Source organism: Pseudooceanicola nitratireducens (genome assembly GCF_900109195.1).
GTDB lineage: Bacteria > Pseudomonadota > Alphaproteobacteria > Rhodobacterales > Rhodobacteraceae > Pseudooceanicola > Pseudooceanicola nitratireducens.
Genome location: NZ_FNZG01000001.1, coordinates 108,821 through 127,973, shown reverse-complemented (window position 1 = coordinate 127,973; position 19,153 = coordinate 108,821). Strand labels below are relative to the sequence as shown.

The 19,153-nt window shown below is 65.0% G+C and carries 20 protein-coding genes; 12 read left to right on the top strand and 8 right to left on the bottom strand.

What is annotated here, in order from left to right; genetic code table 11:
* Positions 1 to 63: 63 nt before the first annotated feature.
* Both BMX99_RS00630 and BMX99_RS00625 read right to left on the bottom strand, forming a co-directional pair.
* Entirely contained in the window at positions 64 to 651 is a 588-nt protein-coding gene (locus BMX99_RS00630) for a Crp/Fnr family transcriptional regulator (RefSeq protein ID WP_244525624.1), read from the bottom strand.
* A gap of 3 nt (positions 652 to 654) precedes the next feature.
* Positions 655 to 1,050: a rhodanese-like domain-containing protein gene (locus BMX99_RS00625; RefSeq protein WP_244525625.1), complete on the bottom strand. Its 396-nt coding sequence runs from the start codon at positions 1,048 to 1,050 to the stop codon at positions 655 to 657.
* Between the two features lie 156 nt (positions 1,051 to 1,206).
* On the opposite strand from BMX99_RS00625, the gene BMX99_RS00620 reads away from it, so the two are divergent.
* Genes BMX99_RS00620 through rnr form a run of 4 tightly spaced genes read left to right on the top strand, consistent with a single transcriptional unit; the run spans position 1,207 to position 5,744 of the window.
* Positions 1,207 to 1,557 (top strand): hypothetical protein, encoded by a 351-nt coding sequence (locus tag BMX99_RS00620; protein ID WP_093445878.1) that lies wholly within the window; start codon positions 1,207 to 1,209, stop codon positions 1,555 to 1,557.
* Positions 1,558 to 1,612: 55 nt separating this feature from the next.
* Positions 1,613 to 2,755: a succinyl-diaminopimelate desuccinylase gene (gene dapE, locus BMX99_RS00615; protein WP_093445877.1), complete on the top strand. Its 1,143-nt coding sequence runs from the start codon at positions 1,613 to 1,615 to the stop codon at positions 2,753 to 2,755.
* A complete protein-coding gene (locus tag BMX99_RS00610; RefSeq protein ID WP_093445876.1) occupies positions 2,755 to 3,417 on the top strand; it encodes a TIGR04282 family arsenosugar biosynthesis glycosyltransferase in 663 nt (220 codons plus the stop codon). The genes dapE and BMX99_RS00610 overlap by 1 nt, the downstream gene beginning before the upstream one ends.
* Before the next feature lie 53 nt (positions 3,418 to 3,470).
* Positions 3,471 to 5,744, top strand: a complete 2,274-nt coding sequence (rnr, locus tag BMX99_RS00605; protein WP_093445875.1) for a ribonuclease R — start codon at positions 3,471 to 3,473, stop codon at positions 5,742 to 5,744.
* Between the two features lie 135 nt (positions 5,745 to 5,879).
* On the opposite strand, the gene yaaA is transcribed toward rnr, so the two are convergent.
* The 3 genes from yaaA to BMX99_RS00590 all read right to left on the bottom strand — a co-directional run bounded on the left by yaaA (position 5,880) and on the right by BMX99_RS00590 (position 9,177).
* On the bottom strand, positions 5,880 to 6,647 hold the full coding sequence (gene yaaA, locus BMX99_RS00600) for a peroxide stress protein YaaA (protein ID WP_093445874.1): 768 nt from the start codon (positions 6,645 to 6,647) through the stop codon (positions 5,880 to 5,882).
* A 9-nt stretch (positions 6,648 to 6,656) separates the two neighbouring features.
* Entirely contained in the window at positions 6,657 to 8,699 is a 2,043-nt protein-coding gene (gene recQ, locus BMX99_RS00595) for a DNA helicase RecQ (protein ID WP_093445873.1), read from the bottom strand.
* A 190-nt stretch (positions 8,700 to 8,889) separates the two neighbouring features.
* Positions 8,890 to 9,177: a YggT family protein gene (locus BMX99_RS00590; protein WP_093445872.1), complete on the bottom strand. Its 288-nt coding sequence runs from the start codon at positions 9,175 to 9,177 to the stop codon at positions 8,890 to 8,892.
* 155 nt (positions 9,178 to 9,332) lie between these two features.
* Between BMX99_RS00590 and BMX99_RS00585 the strand changes: the two genes are divergently transcribed.
* From BMX99_RS00585 to arfB, 6 genes are all read left to right on the top strand, one after another.
* Entirely contained in the window at positions 9,333 to 9,869 is a 537-nt protein-coding gene (locus tag BMX99_RS00585; protein ID WP_093445871.1) for an acyl-CoA thioesterase, read from the top strand.
* 125 nt (positions 9,870 to 9,994) lie between these two features.
* On the top strand, positions 9,995 to 11,365 hold the full coding sequence (locus tag BMX99_RS00580) for an MFS transporter (RefSeq protein WP_093445870.1): 1,371 nt from the start codon (positions 9,995 to 9,997) through the stop codon (positions 11,363 to 11,365).
* A 68-nt stretch (positions 11,366 to 11,433) separates the two neighbouring features.
* Complete coding sequence (gene mepA / locus BMX99_RS00575) at positions 11,434 to 12,249, top strand: penicillin-insensitive murein endopeptidase (protein ID WP_409371761.1); 816 nt, start codon at positions 11,434 to 11,436, stop codon at positions 12,247 to 12,249.
* Entirely contained in the window at positions 12,222 to 13,133 is a 912-nt protein-coding gene (locus BMX99_RS00570) for an esterase-like activity of phytase family protein (RefSeq protein WP_093445868.1), read from the top strand. Before mepA ends, BMX99_RS00570 begins: the two co-directional genes overlap by 28 nt.
* A 66-nt stretch (positions 13,134 to 13,199) precedes the next feature.
* Positions 13,200 to 13,820 carry a queuosine precursor transporter gene (locus BMX99_RS00565; RefSeq protein WP_093445867.1) on the top strand — a complete coding sequence of 207 codons (621 nt, stop codon included), beginning with the start codon at positions 13,200 to 13,202 and terminating at the stop codon, positions 13,818 to 13,820.
* Positions 13,821 to 14,093: 273 nt separating this feature from the next.
* Positions 14,094 to 14,507 carry an alternative ribosome rescue aminoacyl-tRNA hydrolase ArfB gene (arfB, locus tag BMX99_RS00560; RefSeq protein WP_093445866.1) on the top strand — a complete coding sequence of 138 codons (414 nt, stop codon included), beginning with the start codon at positions 14,094 to 14,096 and terminating at the stop codon, positions 14,505 to 14,507.
* Between the two features lie 44 nt (positions 14,508 to 14,551).
* On the opposite strand, the gene BMX99_RS00555 is transcribed toward arfB, so the two are convergent.
* The 3 genes from BMX99_RS00555 to pncA all read right to left on the bottom strand — a co-directional run bounded on the left by BMX99_RS00555 (position 14,552) and on the right by pncA (position 17,498).
* Entirely contained in the window at positions 14,552 to 15,397 is an 846-nt protein-coding gene (locus tag BMX99_RS00555) for a M48 family metalloprotease (RefSeq protein WP_244525626.1), read from the bottom strand.
* 124 nt (positions 15,398 to 15,521) lie between these two features.
* On the bottom strand, positions 15,522 to 16,814 hold the full coding sequence (gene pncB / locus BMX99_RS00550; RefSeq protein WP_093445865.1) for a nicotinate phosphoribosyltransferase: 1,293 nt from the start codon (positions 16,812 to 16,814) through the stop codon (positions 15,522 to 15,524).
* Between the two features lie 87 nt (positions 16,815 to 16,901).
* Positions 16,902 to 17,498 (bottom strand): bifunctional nicotinamidase/pyrazinamidase, encoded by a 597-nt coding sequence (gene pncA, locus BMX99_RS00545; RefSeq protein ID WP_093445864.1) that lies wholly within the window; start codon positions 17,496 to 17,498, stop codon positions 16,902 to 16,904.
* A gap of 144 nt (positions 17,499 to 17,642) precedes the next feature.
* Here pncA and BMX99_RS00540 point away from each other — a divergent pair, with 144 nt between their 5' ends.
* Positions 17,643 to 18,185 carry an NADPH-dependent FMN reductase gene (locus BMX99_RS00540; RefSeq protein WP_093445863.1) on the top strand — a complete coding sequence of 181 codons (543 nt, stop codon included), beginning with the start codon at positions 17,643 to 17,645 and terminating at the stop codon, positions 18,183 to 18,185.
* A gap of 54 nt (positions 18,186 to 18,239) precedes the next feature.
* Positions 18,240 to 19,151 (top strand): oxygen-dependent tRNA uridine(34) hydroxylase TrhO, encoded by a 912-nt coding sequence (gene trhO / locus BMX99_RS00535; protein WP_093445862.1) that lies wholly within the window; start codon positions 18,240 to 18,242, stop codon positions 19,149 to 19,151.
* Positions 19,152 to 19,153: the final 2 nt, after the last annotated feature.

The window sequence follows — 19,153 nt, the reverse complement described above, 5'->3', positions numbered from 1 at the left end:
GGGTGATGTGACTATGTCACCGAAGGGCCGGGATTTCCGCGAAACGCAGGGGCGACGGGGCGGTCAATCCTCGGCCAGGTGGCCCAGGGCGGTGCGGTCCAGCAGGGTCACATGGCCGCGCCCGATGCGGATCAGCCCGCGACGCTGGAATTCGGCCAGGCGGCGCGACACGAAGGCCCGCCCCGAGGCGGTTTCAGCCGCCAGGCCTTCGTGGGTCACCTGGATGTCGTCGTGATCGCGGCCCAGCCGCAAAAGGGCGCGCGACAGCCGGGCGTCGAACCCGGTCAGGGCGACATCTTCGACCAGCTGTTCGAAATCGTGGAACCGCCGCGCCACCGCGCCCAGCAGACGGTCGCGAAATCCTTCGTCCTCGGCCAGCTGGCGGCGGAAATCGCCGGGCGGCAGGATATGGCCGCGGATCGCCGTCTCGGCCACGCCTTCGGCCGCATAGTCGCGCCCGTCCATCAGGCAGCCGAAGGTCTGCAGGCAGACGTCGCCGGGCGTCACGCGGTACAGCACGACCTCGCGCCCGTTGGTGCCGGTCATGGTCACCCGGATCGTGCCTTCTTCTAGAACGACAAAGCCGGTGCAGGGCATTCCGGGCGAAAACAGCACCGTGCCCGCGTCGCAGATCAGCGGGTGACCGGCCAAGCCTCAGCCCTGCTTCGCGGACTTCTCGGCCACCGGAGCGCCAGCCTTTTTCCAGCCGGTGAACCCGTCCGAGATATGGGTGACGTTCTCAAGCCCCATGTCCTGCGCCGCAAGCGCCGACAGGGCCGACCGCCAGCCCGAGGCGCAGTAGAAGACGAACTTGTGATCCTGCTGGAACTGCGGCTTGGCATAGGGGCTTTCGGGGTCGATCCAGAATTCCAGCATGCCGCGCGGACAGTGGAAGGCCCCGGGGATCATGCCCTCGCGCTCCAGCTCTCGGGGGTCGCGCAGATCGACGAAGGTCACGCCTTCCTGGCCATGCAGCACCTGCATGACGTCCGCCGGGGCGTGGCTTACCTTCTCGTTGGCCTCGGCCACCATGTCCTTGATCCGTTTCACGCGCGTTCTCCTTTACTCACCATACCAGCCATCAGACCCGCCGCCCCGGTGAATGGCAAGCGCTGTCTCTTTACTAAGACGGCCAAATCTGACACCCGTCAGGCCAGACCCGGGCCCCGCACGGCGGCCCGCAGGAGCACAGACAAGGACGACCCCATGGCCAAGGAAAAGAAGACGCCGCGCAAACAGCAGGTCTATACGCTGCTGGTCGAAGTGGGCCGGGCCGCGGGCGACGGGCTTCCCGAAGGGTCCACCGGGGCGGCGCTGATGTGCTATGCCTCGGGCGTGGACGAGGCCGAGGCCGTGCGCGAAACCGTCGCCATCCTGAAACAGGCCGAAATGGCCCCGCTGGATGTCTCGGGCTATGGCACGCTGGACGAACGCCTGGCCGAGGGGCACGACATCTCGGACGAGGAACGCGGGCTGATGGCGCGGGCGCTGGAAGACAACGCCGTGGTCGTGGCCCAGGTGACCCCCTTCTATGACGAGGGCGAGACGCGCCACTGACGCCCCCCTTCCGGAACGCCCCCTGCCCCGGAAGCCCCATTCGAAAGGACCCCAAATGAGTGTTGATCCCGTTGCCCTGACCGCCGATCTGATCCGCTGCCCCTCGGTCACGCCCGAGGAAGGCGGCGCGCTGGTGCTGCTTGAGGACCTGCTGTCGAAGGCCGGGTTCACCTGCACCCGGGTCGATCGCAACGGCACCTCGAACCTCTTTGCCAGATGGGGCAATCGCGGGGCCAACCGGTCTTTCGGGTTCAACGGTCACACCGATGTGGTCCCCGTCGGCGACGAGGCCGCCTGGACGGTGCCGCCCTTTGGCGCGGTCGAAAAGGACGGGATGCTGTGGGGTCGGGGCGCGACCGACATGAAATCGGGCGTTGCCGCCTTTGCCGCTGCGGCCATTGATTTTGTCACTGACACGCCGCCCGACGGCGCGGTGATCCTGGCAATCACCGGCGATGAAGAGGGCGACGCCACCGATGGCACCACCGCCCTGCTGGACTGGATGCGCGACAACAACGAGGCGATGACCGATTGCCTTGTGGGCGAACCGACCAGCCCCAATGTCATGGGCGAGATGATGAAGATCGGGCGGCGCGGGTCCATGACCGCCTGGTTCGAGGTCACCGGCGTGCAGGGCCATTCCGCCTATCCGCACCGCGCCCGGAACCCGCTACCTGCGCTGGCGCGGCTGATGGACCGGCTGGCCAGCCATGAGCTGGACCAGGGCACCGATCATTTCGACGCCTCGACCCTGGCGATCGTGACGATGGACACCGGCAACCCGGCGACCAACGTGATCCCCGCCGCTTGCCGGGGCGCGGTCAACATCCGGTTTTCCGACGCCCATTCCGGCGACAGCCTGTCGGACTGGCTGCGCGCCGAGGCCGAGGTGGTCGCGGAAGACTTTGGCGTGAAGATCGTCACGCGGATCAAGGTTTCGGGCGAAAGCTTCGTGACCCCTCCGGGTGCGCTGTCGGATCTGATCGCCCGCGCGGTCAAGGACGAGACCGGCGTGACGCCCGAGCTGTCGACCTCGGGCGGGACCTCGGATGCGCGGTTTGTCAAAGATCACTGCCCGGTGGTGGAATTCGGCCTTGTTGGCAAGACGATGCATCAGGTGGATGAGCGGGTCGAGATTGCCCAAATCCACCAGCTCAAGGCGATCTATTCCCGCATCCTGCGCGACTACTTCGCCTGATGCCCGCCCGGCCCCGGCTTGTCGTGATGGTCAAGGACCCGCGCCCCGGCCGGGTCAAGACGCGGCTGGCGACGGATATCGGGGCGATCCCGGCGACCTGGTGGATGCGGCATCAGCTGCGCGATCTTTTGCGGCGGCTGCGGGATCCCAGATGGGATCTGGTGCTGGCGGTCGCGCCCGACGGGGCCGTCGCCTCGCCCGTCTTTCCGCATGATCTGGCGCGTGTGGCGCAGGGGCCGGGGGATCTGGGCGACCGGATGGGGCGGGTGCTGCGGAACCGCCCGAGCAATGTTCATAGGGCTGCGCCCGGCCCGAGGGGGGGCGGGTCGGGCGCGGCCCGGCGGAGCCGCCGGGTGGAACAGACCTCATGGGCCGTGCCATGCTGCATCATCGGCGCCGACATCCCTGGCATCACCCGCACCCATATCGCCCGCGCCTTCAAGGCCCTGCGCGGCAGCGATGCCGTCTTTGGCCCCGCCCCCGATGGCGGCTATTGGCTGATCGGGATGCGCGGGGTGCGGCCGCCTCCTCCCGGGCAGTTTCAGGGCGTGCGCTGGTCAACGGAACATGCGCTGTCCGACACGCTCTCCACCCTACCCGATCACCGCATAACCCTGGTCGACACCCTGCGTGACGTGGATACCGCCGCCGATCTGCCCTGACGCGCGCTTGCTTTTGATGTGACGTCCCGCCCCCGTCGTGCTACGGCAAAATCATGAGCAACATCCCCTCCAAAGATCAGATCCTGCAATGGATCGCCGACAACCCCGGCCTGACGGCCAAGCGCGACATCGCCAAGGCCTTCGGGATCAAGGGGGCTGCGCGGATCGACCTGAAGCGCGTCCTGCGCGAACTCGAGGCCGAGGGGCATCTGGAGAAGCGCCAGAAGACCTATCGCGACCCCGACCGGCTGCCGCCCGTGTCGGTGCTGCTGGTCAATGGGCCCGACGCCAATGGCGATCTGACCGCCAAGCCGCTGGAATGGCAGGGCGAGGGTGATGAGCCGGTGGTGCACCTTGTGCTGCGCAATTCCGACCCCGCGCTTGGCGCCGGGGACCGTATCCTGGCCCGCGTGACCCTGCTGGGTCAGGGGCCGGACTACGAAGGCCGGCTGATCCGCCGCATCGGGCACAACCCGCGCCGCATCCTGGGCGTCTTCCGCGCCGGGTCCGAAGGCGGGCGGGTGGTGCCGATCGACAAGGGCTCGGACCTGGAATGGATGGTGCCAGCTGGCGCGACCCACGGGGCCAAGGACGGAGAGCTGGTCGAGGCCGAGCAATCCGGCCCCAAGTCGCGCATGGGCCTGCCCCGCGCGCGTATCGTCGAACGTCTGGGCGATCCGACCGCGCCCAAGGCCGTGTCTTTGATCGCCATCCACCAGCACGGCATCCCCGATGCCTTCCCCGATGACGTCATGGACGAGGCTGACCGCGCCAAACCCGTCGGATTGAAGGGCCGCGAGGACATGCGCGACATGCCCTTCGTCACCATCGACCCAAGCGACGCGCGCGACCACGACGACGCCTGCTATGCCCATGCGGATGACGATCCGAAGAACCCCGGCGGCCATGTGCTTTGGGTCGCGATCGCGGATGTGGCGCATTACGTGCGCCCCGGCACCGCGCTGGACCGCGAGGCCCGCAAGCGGGGCAATTCGACCTATTTCCCCGACCGCGTCGTGCCAATGCTGCCCGACCGGCTATCGGGCGATCTGTGTTCGCTGCACGAAGGCGTGCCGCGCCCCTGTATCGCGGTTCGGATGCGGCTGGATCCCCACGGCGTCAAGCTGGGGCATACCTTCCACCGCGGGCTGATGCGCTCGGCCGCGTCGCTGTCCTATGAAGAGGTGCAGCAGGGCATGGATGGCGCGCCGAATGACAAGGTCGGCCCCCTGATGGAGGACGTGGTCCGTCCGCTTTACGCCGCCTATGCCGCGCTGAAAGAGGCACGCGAGAAACGCCAGCCGCTGGATCTGGACCTGCCCGAACGCCGCATCATCCTGTCGGATGAGGGAGAGGTGCTGTCGGTCAACTTCCGCGACCGGCTGGACGCGCACAAGCTGATCGAGGAATTCATGGTGCTGGCCAATGTTGCCGCCGCCGAGACGCTGATCGCCAAGAAATCCCCCCTGCTGTTCCGCGTGCACGAAGAGCCGCCGGTCGAAAAACTGGAAAGCCTGCGCGACACCGCCCAGGCGGCCGGGTTCAATCTGGCCAAGGGGCAGGTCATCAAGACCGCGCATCTGAACGCGCTGCTGAATTCCGCCGCCGGGACGGATCATGCGGAACTGATCAACATGTCGACCCTGCGGTCGATGACCCAGGCCTATTACGCGCCGCATAACTTTGGCCATTTCGGCCTGGCGCTGGCGAATTACGCGCATTTCACCTCGCCCATCCGGCGCTATTCGGACCTGATCGTACACCGGTCGCTGGTGGCCGCGCATCACTGGGGCGAGGACGGGCTGACCGGCGATCAGATCGCGGAACTGGACAGCGTCGGCGCGCATATCTCGGAAACCGAGCGGCGGTCGATGACCGCCGAGCGCGACACCACCGACCGCTACCTGGCCGCCTATCTGTCGGAACGGGTCGGTCACGAGTTCTCGGGCCGGATTTCCGGCGTTGCGCGTTTCGGGGCCTTTGTTCGGCTGGACGAAACCGGGGCCGACGGGCTGGTGCCGATCCGGTCGCTTGGCGATGAATTCTTCCATCACGACCGCGAGGCCTCGACCCTGATGGGATCCAAGACCGGGCGGATCATCCAGCCGGGTCAGCGCGTTACGGTCAAGCTCTCCGAGGCCGCGCCGGTGACTGGCGGGCTGATGCTGGAGCTGATTTCGCTGGATGGTGAGGCCGTCAGCCACGGGCCGGGCGGGTTCCGGCGCGGGCGGGGACGGCCGTCTGGCGGGGGGCCGAAGCGCAAGCTGGTCCATGCCAAGAAGAAGGGCGACAAGATCAAGAAGAAGATCAAGCGTCAGCGCCGGTGAGGGGCCGGAACAGGGGCCAGAAACAGGGGGCCGTCTGCCCCCTGCGCCGCAAATGCCAAGGCATTTGCGCCTACCCCCGAGGATATTTTTGGAAAACCAAAGAGGGGCTGGACCGATTGGTCTAGCCCTTGTGGTTTACTCGGGGGCGCGGACGAAGACCGGCTGATCGGGGGTCGAGGTTTCGGCGTCATAGGCATAGCCGCCGAGGTCGAAATCCTTCAGGCCCTCGGGGTCGGTTATGCGGCGGGTGACGATGAAGCGGGCCATCGACCCGCGCGCCTGTTTGGCGAAGAAGGAGACAATGGCGCGTTTGCCGTTCTTTTCTTCCAGGAAGGTCGGCGTGATGATCCGCAGGCCCAGCTTGCCCTGATCGACGGCACCGAAATATTCCTGGCTGGCACAATTCACCAGCACGTCAGTGCCCGCGGCCTTTGCCTGTTTCTTCAAGGCCTTGGCGGGATCAGCGCCCCAGTAGTCATAAAGGTTCTTGCCGCGGCGGGTGTTCAGGCGCGTGCCCATTTCCAGGCGGTAGGGCTGGATCCCGTCCAGCGGGCGCAGCACGCCATAAAGGCCGGACAGGATGCGCAGGTGGTCCTGCGCCCAGTCCATTTCCTCGGGCTCCAGGCTGCCGGCCTCGAGCCCGGTGTAGGTGTCGCCGGCAAAGGCCAGAGCAGCGGGGCGCAGCACATCCGTGGCCGGGTCCTCTTCGAAATCGCGGTAGCGGTCTCGGTTCAGCCGGGCCAGGTCGTCCGAGAGGTCCATCAGGTCCTTGATCTCGGTCAGGGTGCGGTTGCGCATGGTGCGGGCCAGGCTGTTGGCCTCGGCCAGGAAATCGGGGCGGGTCATGGTGGCGGACTGGGGCGACCAGTCCAACCGCTTGGCAGGAGAAATGACGATCAGCATGAATGGGCCCTAGCTTGCTTCTGAAATGGCGTCGAGAAAGGCGGCACCGAAGCGTTCCGTCCGGCGATCGCCAAGGATACGTTCCAACGCGGCCGAGGTGTCGGGTTTCGCGGCCACGACCTTGGCAATGGCCGAGGCCGAGCAGGACAGCGGCTTTTCGGTGCCGTCCGGCCCGTGGTGCAGGTCACGCTGCAGCGCCATCAGCCGGTCATAGAGGTCCCCGCCACCGCGCGCCGCGGCCTTCAGGCGGGTCGGGTGCATTTCCTCAACCGCGCCGGTGATCACCGACAGGAACGTCGCGCCGTAGGTGTCCAGTTTCTTGGTCCCCACGCCCGAGACCTTCGCCATGGCGTCCAGGCTTTCGGGGCGCTGTTCCGCCATTTCGATCAGGGTGCGGTCATTGAATATGATATAGGCCGGCACGCCCTGCTGTTCCGCCAGCTCGCGCCGCTTGGCCTTGAGCGCCGAGAGCAGCGGTTCGTCCTCTTCGTTGACCAGCGTCTTGACGGCGGGGCGGCGCGCCTTGGCGGCGGCGATGGTGTCGCGGCGCAGGCGGATCGTGTCCTCTCCGCGCAGGATCGGCAGGGCGGCGTCGGTCATGGTCAGCGCGCCGTGGCGGTCGGGATTGGGGCGGATCAGGTCGTGGCCCATCATCTGGCGGAAGACGGCCTGCCATTCGCCCCGCTTCAGATCGCGCCCGACGCCGAAGGTGGGCAGGTCCTCGTGCCCCTTGGCGCGGACCTTTTCCGTCGGATTGCCGATCAGGATGTCGATCAGGTGGCCCGAGCCGAACCATTCGCTCGTCCGCAGAATCGCCGAGAGCGCCTTGCGCACCGCCTCGGTCCCGTCAAAGACATCCGCGGGGCGATCGCAGAGGTCGCATTTGCCGCAGCCCTGGGCCTCTTCCCCGAAGTATTCCAACAGGGTGGCGCGGCGGCAGTCCAACGCCTCGGCCAGGCCCAGAAGCGCGTTCAGCCGGCCATGGTCGGCCATGCGGCGTTCGGGCGGGGCCAGGCCTTCGTCGATCTGCGACCGGCGCAGGCGAATGTCATCCGCGCCGAACAAGGTCAGCGTCTCGGCCGGGGCTCCGTCGCGGCCGGCGCGGCCGATTTCCTGGTAGTAGGCCTCGATCGACTTGGGCAGATCGGCGTGGGCGACCCAACGGATATCGGGTTTGTCGACGCCCATGCCAAAGGCAACGGTGGCCACGACGATCAGCCCGTCCTCTTGCTGGAAGCGCTGTTCGGCCAGGCGGCGATCGTCGGCCTCCATCCCGCCATGATAGTAGATCGCGGGATGCCCGGCCTCGCGCAGGGCCTTCGACAGGGTCTCGGTCTTGGCGCGGGTGCCGCAATAGACGATGCCCGACTGGCCCTTTCGGGCGGCGGCAAAGTCCAGGATCTGGCGGCGCGGACTGTCCTTGGCGGCAAAGGCCAGATGGATATTGGGCCGATCAAAGCCGCGCAGGAACTGCTGCGGCGGGCGGGTGCTGAACAGACGCTCGACGATCTCGGCCCGGGTTTCCGCATCCGCCGTGGCGGTAAAGGCCGCGACCGGCACGTCCAGCGCCGCGCGCAGTTCCCCGATCCGCAGGTAATCCGGGCGGAAATCATGGCCCCACTGGCTGACGCAATGGGCCTCGTCCACGGCGATCAGCGACACGCCGACCCGTTGCAGCATGTCGCGCGCCCCGACCGAGGCCAGGCGTTCCGGCGCAAGATACAAAAGCTTCAGCCGCCCCGCGCCGATGGCGTTCCAGACCTCTTCGGTCTCTTCCTCGGTGTTGCCGGAATTCAGCGCGCCCGCCTCGACTCCCGCTGCCCGAAGCGCGCGGACCTGGTCGCGCATCAGGGCGATCAGCGGCGAAATCACCACCGTCACCCCGTCGCGCATCAGGGCAGGCAGTTGATAGCACAGGGATTTCCCGCCGCCCGTCGGCATGATGGCCAGCACGTCCTGACCGGTGGCCACGGCGCGCACGATCTCCTCCTGCCCCGGACGGAATGCGTCAAAGCCAAAGACAGCGCGCAACAGCGTGGCGGGTTCGGACATCTGCCCCTCTTGGATCCGGAAAACTGCTCAAGTCGACCATAGGGTCGTTAAAGCGCAGTAAACCAAAATATGGGGGGCAAATTCAACCCGCCAACCGCATGTGGTGGAAACAAACCTGGGGGTCAGCATTGCCCCGCAGGCATCATCTTGCCAGAAATACTCACCGGCACCGCGGTGCCGCCCGTGCGCCTTACAAGAAGAAGGCGACGTTGTTCTGCAGGATGATCCGCAGCGCGAAGATCCCGACCAGCACAACCAGCGGGGCCAGGTCCAGGCCGGACATGGGCGGAAGGATGCGGCGGATGGGGCCGTAAAGCGGTTCGAGAATGCGGTTCAGGCCATACCAGATCTGGCCGACCAGCTGCTGGCGGACATTGAGCACCTGGAAGGAAATCAGCCAGCTCATGATCACATGGGCGACCACGAAGAACCAGACGATGTCTAGGATCAGCATCAGGATCTGGAAAAGCGACTGCATCATTCTCTCCTTTTTGGGCCGTTCCTACCTAGGGACGCGCGGGCGGGCTGGCAAGTGGCGCGATCATGGCGAAGTGACGTTATGATCCGATTGACGCGGCCTCGCCCGGACCACAGATCCCCCGAAAGGCGCATATCGCACAGCAGGAGCAGCCCATGTACCCCTTCATCCGCCTCGCCAAAGAGGTCCTGAAGTTCCGCAAGGCCCCGCCACTCGGGCTGCGGGATGTCCATGTCTCGCATCACCGGATCTGGCCCTGGGACCTTGATTTCATGAGCGAGCTGAACAACGGTCGCACCCTGTCGATCTTCGACCTGGGCCGCATCCCCTTTGCCATGCGGTCCGGGCTGTTCCGGGTGCTGCGCAAGCGCAAGTGGGGACTGACGGTGGCCGGGTCAGTGGTGCGCTATCGCAAGCGGCTGACCAACCTGCAGCGGATCGAGATGCAGTCGCGGCTTCTGGGCTGGGACGCGCGTTTCGTCTATATCGAGCAATCCATGTGGACGGCGGACGGCACCTGCGCCAACCACGGCATCTTCCGCACCGCGCTGGTCGGCCAGGGCAAGATGGTGCCCACGACGGATATCCTGATGGAACTGGGGGTCACCGATACCTCGCCCGAGCTGCCGGACTGGGTCGCCGCGCTTTTCGCAGCCGACGACACACGGCCCTGGCCGCCGGCCCGGGTCTGACCCCGGGGGGCCGACCAACGGCCCCGCACCCCCGCACCTGCCCCCATGCGCCCTGCAAGGGGGCAAGGAATATCTTGCCCCTGCGTCGCTTTCCGGCTCATAACGCGGGAAACAGGGGGCGGGACATGTCACTGCGCAAACGCATCTGGGGCTGGTTTTTCTTCGATTGGGCCAGCCAGCCTTACAACACGCTGATCATCACCTTCATCTTCGCCCCCTACTTCCGCGAACTCTACGTCGCCGAAGGCATCGGCGACAGCGCGGATGCCCAGGCCTACTGGGGCTTTGCCACCGGGCTGATCGGGCTGGTGATCGCCCTCTCGGCGCCTGTGCTGGGCGCGATCTCGGACATCTCGGGGAACCGGCTGCGCTGGATCTGGCTGTTCTCGGCGATGTATGTCGTGGGCTCGGCCATGCTGTGGTTCGCGGCCCCGGGCAGTTTCGATCTGTTCACCATGATCGTCTTTTTCGGCATCGGCATGATCGGGATGGAGTTCGCGACGATCTTCACCGATTCCATGCTGCCCGACCTCGGCACCAAGGAAGAGATCGGGCGCATCTCGGGCAATGGCTGGGCCTTTGGCTACCTGGGCGGGCTGCTGACCCTGGTGCTGATGCTGGTCCTCTTTGCCGAGAATTCGACAACCGGAAAAACCCTGATCGGCATGGACCCGATCCTGGGCCTAGATGCAGGCCAGCGTGAAGGCACGCGCTTTGTCGGGCCGCTGACCGCGATCTGGTACGCGGTCTTCATGATCCCCTTCTTCCTGTACATCCGCGACCCGAAACCAGCGCAGGCTCCGAAGGGCGCGGTGATGCAGGCGCTGAAGGGCGTGGGGCAGACCGTGCGATCCCTGCCGGCGCGGCCGTCGCTGTTTTCCTACCTCGCCTCGTCGATGTTCTACCGCGATGCCCTGAATGGCATGTATTTCTTCGGCGGCATCTATGCCTCGGGCGTGCTGGGCTGGTCGGTGGTCTTCATCGGGGTCTTCGGCATCGTCGCCATCATCTCGGGGGCGATCTTTGCCATGATCGGCGGGCGCATGGACGAAAAGTTCGGGCCGAAGCCGGTCATCAAGGTCTGCATCCTGATCCTGACCTTCGTGGCGATTTCGATCGTTCTGGTGTCGCGCACATCCGTCTACGGGATCCCGGTGGCGGAAGGATCGATGCTGCCGGATGTGACCTTCTTCATCTTCGGCGCACTGATCGGCGCGGCGGGGGGCGTGATCCAGTCGGCCAGCCGCACGATGATGGTGCGCCAGTCCAACCCCAACCGCATGACCGAGGCCTTCGGGCTTTATGCGCTGTCGGGCAAGGCCACGTCCTTCCTGGCCCCGACCCTGATCGGCATCGTGACCGCAATCAGCGGATCCCAGCAGATTGGCGTCTCTCCCCTGATCTTCCTCTTCCTTGCTGGCCTCGTTTTGCTACGATGGGTCAAAGCAGAAGGAGACCCCAGAGAATGGTCCGCACCCTCACAGCCCTTGCACTGACCGCGCTTCTTGCTGCCTGCGGCAGCGATGAGCCCCAGGTGTCGTCCCAGCAGGAAGTCCCGTCGTCCATGCGCGGGAAGGAGGCAAGGCAGCTGTTCGGGTCGATGTCCTTCGCCTCGGCCCAGGGTCCGGCGGCCTTCGGCAGCTATGCCAAGGGCTGCGCCGCGGGGTCCGAACAGCTTGCTGAAACCGGGCCGACCTGGCAGGCGATGCGCCTGTCGCGCAACCGCAACTGGGGCCACCCGGAGACCATCGCCTATCTCAAGGACCTCAGCCAGAAGGTCGCCGCCCTGCCGGGATGGGAGGGGCTTTATATCGGTGATATTTCCCAGCCGCGCGGCGGGCCGATGACCTCTGGCCATGCCTCGCACCAGATCGGGCTGGATGCGGACATCTGGATGCTGCCACCGAAACGCCTGAACCTGAGCGCGTCCGAGCGTGAACAGATCTCCTCGATCTCGATGCGGCGCGCGGGCGGGGCTTACGTGAATTCCGACTGGACCCCGCAGCACCACCAGGTGCTGAAGGCCGCCGCCAGCGATCCCCGCGTGGCGCGGATCTTTGTCTTTCCCGGGGCCAAGGTGCAGATGTGCAACGACGAAAAGGGCGACCGGTCCTGGCTGCGCAAGATCCGCCCCTGGTACGGACACCACTATCATTTCCACGTGCGGCTGAATTGCCCCAAGGGCGCGCGCGGCTGCGTCGATCAGGCGGCACCCCCGCCCGGTGACGGTTGCGCCGACGCCGAGAAATGGGTACGCGACATCCTGAACCCGCCGCCGCCCAAGCCGCGGGATCCGAATGCCCCGAAACCCAAGCCCAAGCGGCAACTGACCATGGCGGACCTGCCCGGACAATGCGTCTCCGTTCTGCAATCACGCTAAGCCTTGGCGCGGCCGCCATCGCGCTTTCGGCCGCCTGGGCCGCCGGGCTGACCGGATCCGAACGGCGGTTCGAGATCGAGGAAAACGGGCTGCGGATCGGCGGCCTGTCGGGTCTGGCCGTGCTGGACTATGGCGCGCGTTTTCTGGCGCTGTCCGACGAAGGGTTTCTGATCGAAGGCAGCTTTACCCGCGATGCCAATGGGCTGACCGGGGCCAAGGCCACGCGCAGCATCCCCCTGGGCGGACCCGGAGGGCGGGCCCTGGATGCGCGCGGCAAGGAACATGACAGCGAAGGCTTGGCGATATCCTCGGACGGGGCGCTGAGCGTGTCATTTGAACATGTCCACCGCGTCGCCAAGTACCGCGAACCGGGCATCGCCCTGCCCTATCCTGCGCTGATGCGCGGCCTGGACCTGCCCGAGAACGGCGGGATCGAGGCGCTGGCGGTTGATGGCCAGGACCGGCTGTACATCGTTCAGGAACAGTCGGCCCACGGTGGCGACGTGCCCCTGATGCGGCTGGAGGGCGGCCGGTGGAGCGTGCTGGGCAAGATCCACCCAAGCGACGGTTTCGTGCCCGTGGGCGCGGATTTCGGCCCCGACGGCATGTATTACCTGCTGGAGCGCAAGGTGGCGACGCTTGGCTTCCGGTCGCGCATCCGGCGCTTTGATCTGAGCCAACCCGCCCCGGAGGTCGACGGCATCTTCCCGGCCGAGGTCATCTGGCAATCCGGCCTGTCCCTGGGCAACCTCGAAGGGCTGGCGATCTGGACCGACCCGCAGGGCGTGGTCCATGCGACCATGGTGGCCGACAACAATTTCTCCGCCGTGCTATACGGCGGTATGGTGTCCTTGGTGCTTGCCAAGTCCGCCGGAACAATGTAGGCGGCGTCCCCGGCCCATGGTGGGCCACAAGTCTCCGCGACCTTGTCTAAAAAACGGACCCAAAACATGACCCGTATCCTTCCTGGCGTAATCGCCATGGCCGCCGTTGTCGTGGCCTCCAATATCCTGGTGCAGTTCCTTTTCGGACAATGGCTGACCTGGGGTGCCTTCACTTATCCCGTCGCCTTCCTCGTCACCGACGTGATGAACCGCGTCTACGGCGTCGCTGCCGCGCGCCGCGTTGTCTTCATCGGTTTCGTCGTCGGCGTCATCTGTTCGCTGATCGGCACGCAGATCATGGGCGAATACGGCCCGCTTGTGACCTGGCGGATCGCCATCGGGTCGGGCCTGGCCTTCCTGTCGGCCCAGCTTCTGGACGTGGCGATCTTTGACCGCCTGCGCGAAGGATCCTGGTGGCGCGCGCCGCTGGCCTCGACCCTGGTCGGATCCTCGGTCGACACCGCGATCTTCTTCACCATCGCCTTTGCCGGCAGCCTGACTTTCCTTGAGCCCGCGAACGATGTCTCCTGGGCAGGAGAGGCGCTGCCGCTGCTGGGAAGTGGCCCCGTTGCGCCCCTCTGGGTGTCGCTGGCCGTGGCCGACTGGATGGTGAAACTGTCGCTGGCGCTGATCGCCCTGCTGCCTTTCCGTGCAATTGTCAGAAAACTTTCACCAGACCTTGCGTGATTTCTTTTGACACACACGAAATCTGTGGCACCCTGAAATTATCGGAAACAGATGAAAGGAGGTGCTCTAGTGTCTATTGGGATTACGGAGAGAGGTGTCGGAACAGTCTGGAAGGGAAAATCCTGAGGCAGCCCTTGGGGTTCAACTGACCAGATTGGTGGCAGCCTAACCGGCCCCACCTCCTAAACTCGAGGGAGCCATCCGAACCGATCGGATGGCTCTTTTGCTTTTTGCCGCCTTGGTCTTATTTTATGGCTCTGTTCAGGGGGCAACATGCTGCGCATCACCGACGACATCGCCATCGAAGACTGGGAGATCACGGAACAATTCGTGCGCTCCTCGGGGCCTGGCGGGCAGAACGTGAACAAGGTGTCATCGGCCGTGGAACTGCGGTTCGAGGCCGAGCGGTCGCCCTCCCTGCCCGATCCCGTCAAACGCCGCCTGCGCCGCCTGGCGGGGCGGCGCTGGACCAAGGACGGCGCGCTGGTGTTGCAGGTGTCTTCCGAACGGTCCCAGGCCCGCAACCGCGAAATCGCACGGGAACGTCTGGCAGAGCTGATCGCCAAGGCCCTGGTCGCGCCCAAGCGGCGCATTCCGACGAAGGTGTCGGCGAACCAGAAGCGCAAGCGGGTTGAGGCGAAGAAGGCGCGGAGCGAGGTGAAGGAAGGGAGAGGGTGGGAGAGGTGAGAGGCAAGCCCCCACGCGCCAAATTCACTGATCGCAAACCTTGATCACTTCTGCTTTTTGACCAACCCCTGCTTCCTTTTGATCTCGTCCATGGTGGCGATTACGACGGACACGCGCTTGCTGTCCGCGGGATGCGTCCCCCAGAAGGACAGCTTGCCGCCTTCTCCCTTCACATCCTCGGAGCGGGCAAAAAACTGCGCCCCCTTGACCGGATCATAGCCCGCCGCATGGGCGATCCGGGTGCCCAGCATGTCGCTTTCCAGCTCGTAGGTCTGGGAAAACGCCGCATTGCCCAGTTGCGCGCCAAGCTCGACATTTCTGCTGACTGCATTGGAATCGTAATATCCGCCGTAGGACGCCGCCGATGCATTTGCATAGGCGCTGATCGCCCCGAGGATAAGAGCCCCGGCAACGGCCTGCTGTTGTTGCTTCTGTATATGCTGGCCAATCAAATGGCCATATTCATGGCCCAGAACAAAGGCGACCTCGTCGTCGCTACGCACATCCTGCAAAAGCGGTAACGTAAACCGAATAACCGGGCTTTTGTTTCCGGGCTGGCGATAGGTGAAATACGCGTTGCGGTCCTGCCTTTTTCGATCCAGTTCCAGCGCGACATTGCAATCAATCTCACGACCTTCCGCGAATTCCTTGCGGCAGAAGGCCTCGGCCACCGGCTGCACCCGTCTGACAACGCGATGGAATCGGGCCTCGGCGGTCGTCAAAGAGGAAGCTTTTCTCGGTGGCTCGGCCTGAGCCGCGGAAAACATCTGCGCCGCCTGTTGCGACACGCCGTCGCCGGTTTCGGGAATGACATAGGTCGTACCGCACGCGGAAAGGGAAACAAGAAATAGGGCCGCAATTGATTTGCGGGCGAAACCTGAAACGCTCAATAGTATTCTCCTGATCTTTCCCGGCAAGACACCGCGATCAGGAATTGAATTCAAGCAAAAGCAACGGTCGGAACACAGAAACGCGAAACCGGCAACAATGCCCTATCGTATTTCTGCCCTGCTATCACACCACGACAGCTTGCCGGTCCTGCTCTCCAACCCCGAACACCCGCTTGTACCGGGTAATCTCCCCCTCCGGTCCCATGGCCTTCTCCGGGTTGTCCGACAGTTTCACCGTCGGCTGCCCATCCGCCGCAACCGCCTTGCAGACCAAAGAAAACGGGGCCAAAGCGTCGCCGTCGACCAGCCCGCGGAAGTCGTTCGTCAGCAAGGTCCCCCAGCCAAAGGATACCCGCACGCGCCCCGAGAACTGGCTGTGCAGCTCGCGGATCTTGTCCACGTCCAGCCCGTCCGAGAAGATCACCAGCTTTTCGCGCGGGTCTTCACCGCGGGATTTCCACCAATTGATCGCCGTTTCCGCCCCCGTCGCGGGATCGCCTGAATCGATGCGGATGCCGGTCCAGCCGGCCAGCCAGTCGGGGGCGCGCTCCAAGAAACCGGCGGTGCCATAGGTGTCGGGCAGGATGATGCGCAGGTTGCCGGAATGCTCCTCGTGCCAGTCGGCCAGCACGTCATAGGGCGCGCGGGCCAGGGCCGCATCGCCCTCGGCCAGGGCGGAATAGACCATGGGCAGTTCATGCGCGTTGGTGCCCACGGCCTCAAGATCGCGGCGCTTGGCGATCAGGCAATTCGAGGTGCCGGTGAACTTGTCGCCCAGCCCTTCGATCATCGCCTGCACGCACCAGTCCTGCCACAGATGCGAATGGCGGCGGCGGGTGCCGAAATCGGCGATGCGCAACCCGTCGATTTCCTTCAGGGCGGTGATCTTTTCCCAGATCTTGGTCATCGCGCGGGCATACAGCACCTGAAGTTCGAATTTGCCCATCTCGTCCAGGATGGCGCGGCCGCGCAGTTCCATAAGGATGGCGAGGGCGGGGATTTCCCACAGCATGACCTCGGGCCAGCTGCCCTCAAACGTCAGTTCATATTGGTCGCCGACGCGTTCCAGGTGGTAGGCGGGCAGGCGCAGGTTCTCGAACCACTCCATAAAGTCGGGGCGGAACATCTGGCGTTTGCCGTAGAAGGTGTTGCCGCGCATCCAAGTCGATTCCCCCCGGGTCAGCGACAGCGACCGCACATGATCCAGCTGTTCGCGCAGCTCGCCCTCGTCGATCAGCTTGGCCAGGGGGACATGTTTCGACCGGTTGATCAGCGAAAAGGTCACCTGGGTGTCCGGCTTGTTGCGGAAAACCGACTGACACATCAAGAGCTTGTAGAAATCGGTATCGATCAGGGACCGGACGATCGGGTCGATCTTCCAGCGGTGGTTCCAGACTCGGGTGGCGAGATCGGTCATTGCGCGGCTCCTGCTTTGGGATGGTTAAAGCAGCGGGGTCAGGGGGTGTCCAGCGCCGCGCATCCGCCGGGCGCGCGGGACTGGCGGTCAGACGATCGTGACGCCGGCCTCTTTCATGCCGGTGATCGCGGCCAAAAGCGATCCGTCCAGGTCGATGCCACGGCACAGTTCCTGGCGGACAGTCACGTCAAAGCCCAGCCTGGCCGCGTCCACGGCAGAGAAGTTGACGCAGAAATCGGTGGCGAGGCCCACAAGCGTCAGATCCCGGATGCCGCGCGTCTTCAGATAGCCCTCAAGCCCCGTGGGCGTCGTGTGGTCGTTTTCGAAGAAGGCGGAATAGCTGTCGATCGCCGGGTTGAAGCCCTTGCGAATGATCAGATCGGCGCGGTCGGTGGTCAGATCCGGGTGGAACAGCGCCCCGGTCGAGCCCTGGATGCAATGGTCGGGCCACAGCACCTGGGGGCCGTAGGGCATCTCGATCAGCTCCATCGGGTTGCGCCCGGCGTGGGACGAGGCAAAGGAAGAATGGCCCGCCGGGTGCCAGTCCTGGGTCAGGATCACCGCGTCGAATTCGGTCATCAAGGTGTTGATATCGGGCACGATCTGGTCGCCCTCGGCCACGGCAAGCGCGCCGCCGGGGCAGAAATCGTTCTGGACATCGATGACGATGAGGGCGCGGGTCATGGGGGCCTCCGGGTGGAATGGGTCGGGGCGAAGGTAGCAGCATGGCGGCGCGGGTCAATTGCCGCAACGCTTTGTGGACGGGGCGGGACTTGGCGCTAAGTGCTGGGTGAACCAGTTGAAAACACGGAACCAAACGGGGCCAAGATGAAGATTGTCGGACTGATCGGATCACTGCGCAAAGCGGCCTTTACCCGCCAGATGATGGAAACCCTGCCCGAGATCGCGCCCGAGGGCATGCAGATCGAGATGGCCCAGATCGGCCACCTGCCCTTCTACGACGAGGACCTGCGCGTCGAGGGCGAGGCCCCCGCCGACGTCCGCGCGCTAAGCCGGAAGATCGCCGCGGCCGACGGGCTGATCGTCGGATCCCCGGAATACAACCGGTCCTTCCCGGCGGTGATCAAGAACGCGATCGACTGGGTCTCGAAAGAGCCCGAGAAGGCGCTGATGGGCAAGCCGACGCTGATTGCCACGCAATCGCCGGGCCAGCTGGGCGGTATCCTGTCGAACTACCACCTGCGGCAGGTGTTGTCCGTCTCGGGCGCGGTTTTCATCACCGGGGGAGAGGTCGCCATCACGCGGATCGGTGAAAAGGTCGCCGATGGCCGGGTAAGCGACCCTGAGACCCGCGACTACCTGCGCAGCCACCTGGACAAGCTGGCCGATCTGATCCAGCGCCAGGGCTAGGCCGCGACGGCCTGTCCCTTGCCTTGGCGCGGGGGCAGGCGTAGATCGCAGCCCATGTACACGATCGCTGCGCTTTACCACTTTACCCGTTTCCAGGATCCCGCGTCCCTGCAGGGTCCGCTGAAAGACCTGTGCCTGTCCCAGGGCGTGACCGGTTCCCTTCTGCTGGCCGGTGAGGGGATCAATGGCACGATCGCCGGATCCCGCGCTGGCATCGACGCCGTGCTGGCGCATATCCGCACCCTGCCCGGCTGTGCCGATCTGGAGTGGAAGGAAAGCAGCGCGCATGAACAGCCCTTCGGTCGGTTGAAGGTGCGTCTGAAGAAAGAGATTGTGACCATGGGGCAGCCGGACGTCGACCCGCGCGCGCAGGTCGGGCATTACGTTGACCCGGCGGATTGGAACGCCCTGATCCAATCGCCCGATGTGGCGGTGATCGACACGCGGAACGATTACGAGGTCGCCATTGGCACCTTCGAAGGGGCTGTCGATCCCAAAACCGAAAGCTTCCGTGACTTCCCGGCCTGGTGGGAGGCGAACAAGGACCGTTTTCACAATAAGCGGATCGCAATGTTCTGCACCGGCGGTATCCGATGCGAGAAATCCACCAATTTCCTGATCGGTCAGGGGGTCGAGGATGTCTATCACCTGAAGGGTGGCATCCTGAAGTACCTGGAAGAGGTCCCGCAGGAAGACAGCACCTGGCAGGGCGAATGCTTTGTCTTCGACGGCCGCGTGTCCGTCGGGCATGGGCTGGCCGAGGGGCCGCATAAACTGTGCCATGCCTGCCGCCGTCCGATCCTGCCCGAGGATCGCGCCCGCCCGGAGTATGAAGAAGGCGTGTCCTGCCACCTGTGCATTGGTCAGACGTCAGAGGCCGACAAGAACCGGTTTCGCGAACGGCAAAAGCAGATCGCCCTGGCCAAGGCGCGGGGCGAACAGCATCTGGGTCGGGCTGACGTCTGACG

Coding starts and splice junctions, on each gene's coding strand:
- BMX99_RS00620 (WP_093445878.1), top strand. CDS start 1,207: ATGGCCAAGGAAAAGAAGACGCCGCGCAAACAGCAGGTCTATACGCTG.
- dapE (WP_093445877.1), top strand. CDS start 1,613: ATGAGTGTTGATCCCGTTGCCCTGACCGCCGATCTGATCCGCTGCCCC.
- BMX99_RS00610 (WP_093445876.1), top strand. CDS start 2,755: ATGCCCGCCCGGCCCCGGCTTGTCGTGATGGTCAAGGACCCGCGCCCC.
- rnr (WP_093445875.1), top strand. CDS start 3,471: ATGAGCAACATCCCCTCCAAAGATCAGATCCTGCAATGGATCGCCGAC.
- yaaA (WP_093445874.1), bottom strand. CDS start 6,647: ATGCTGATCGTCATTTCTCCTGCCAAGCGGTTGGACTGGTCGCCCCAG.
- recQ (WP_093445873.1), bottom strand. CDS start 8,699: ATGTCCGAACCCGCCACGCTGTTGCGCGCTGTCTTTGGCTTTGACGCA.
- BMX99_RS00590 (WP_093445872.1), bottom strand. CDS start 9,177: ATGCAGTCGCTTTTCCAGATCCTGATGCTGATCCTAGACATCGTCTGG.
- BMX99_RS00585 (WP_093445871.1), top strand. CDS start 9,333: ATGTACCCCTTCATCCGCCTCGCCAAAGAGGTCCTGAAGTTCCGCAAG.
- BMX99_RS00580 (WP_093445870.1), top strand. CDS start 9,995: ATGTCACTGCGCAAACGCATCTGGGGCTGGTTTTTCTTCGATTGGGCC.
- mepA (WP_409371761.1), top strand. CDS start 11,434: ATGCGCGGGAAGGAGGCAAGGCAGCTGTTCGGGTCGATGTCCTTCGCC.
- BMX99_RS00570 (WP_093445868.1), top strand. CDS start 12,222: ATGCGTCTCCGTTCTGCAATCACGCTAAGCCTTGGCGCGGCCGCCATC.
- BMX99_RS00565 (WP_093445867.1), top strand. CDS start 13,200: ATGACCCGTATCCTTCCTGGCGTAATCGCCATGGCCGCCGTTGTCGTG.
- arfB (WP_093445866.1), top strand. CDS start 14,094: ATGCTGCGCATCACCGACGACATCGCCATCGAAGACTGGGAGATCACG.
- pncB (WP_093445865.1), bottom strand. CDS start 16,814: ATGACCGATCTCGCCACCCGAGTCTGGAACCACCGCTGGAAGATCGAC.
- pncA (WP_093445864.1), bottom strand. CDS start 17,498: ATGACCCGCGCCCTCATCGTCATCGATGTCCAGAACGATTTCTGCCCC.
- BMX99_RS00540 (WP_093445863.1), top strand. CDS start 17,643: ATGAAGATTGTCGGACTGATCGGATCACTGCGCAAAGCGGCCTTTACC.
- trhO (WP_093445862.1), top strand. CDS start 18,240: ATGTACACGATCGCTGCGCTTTACCACTTTACCCGTTTCCAGGATCCC.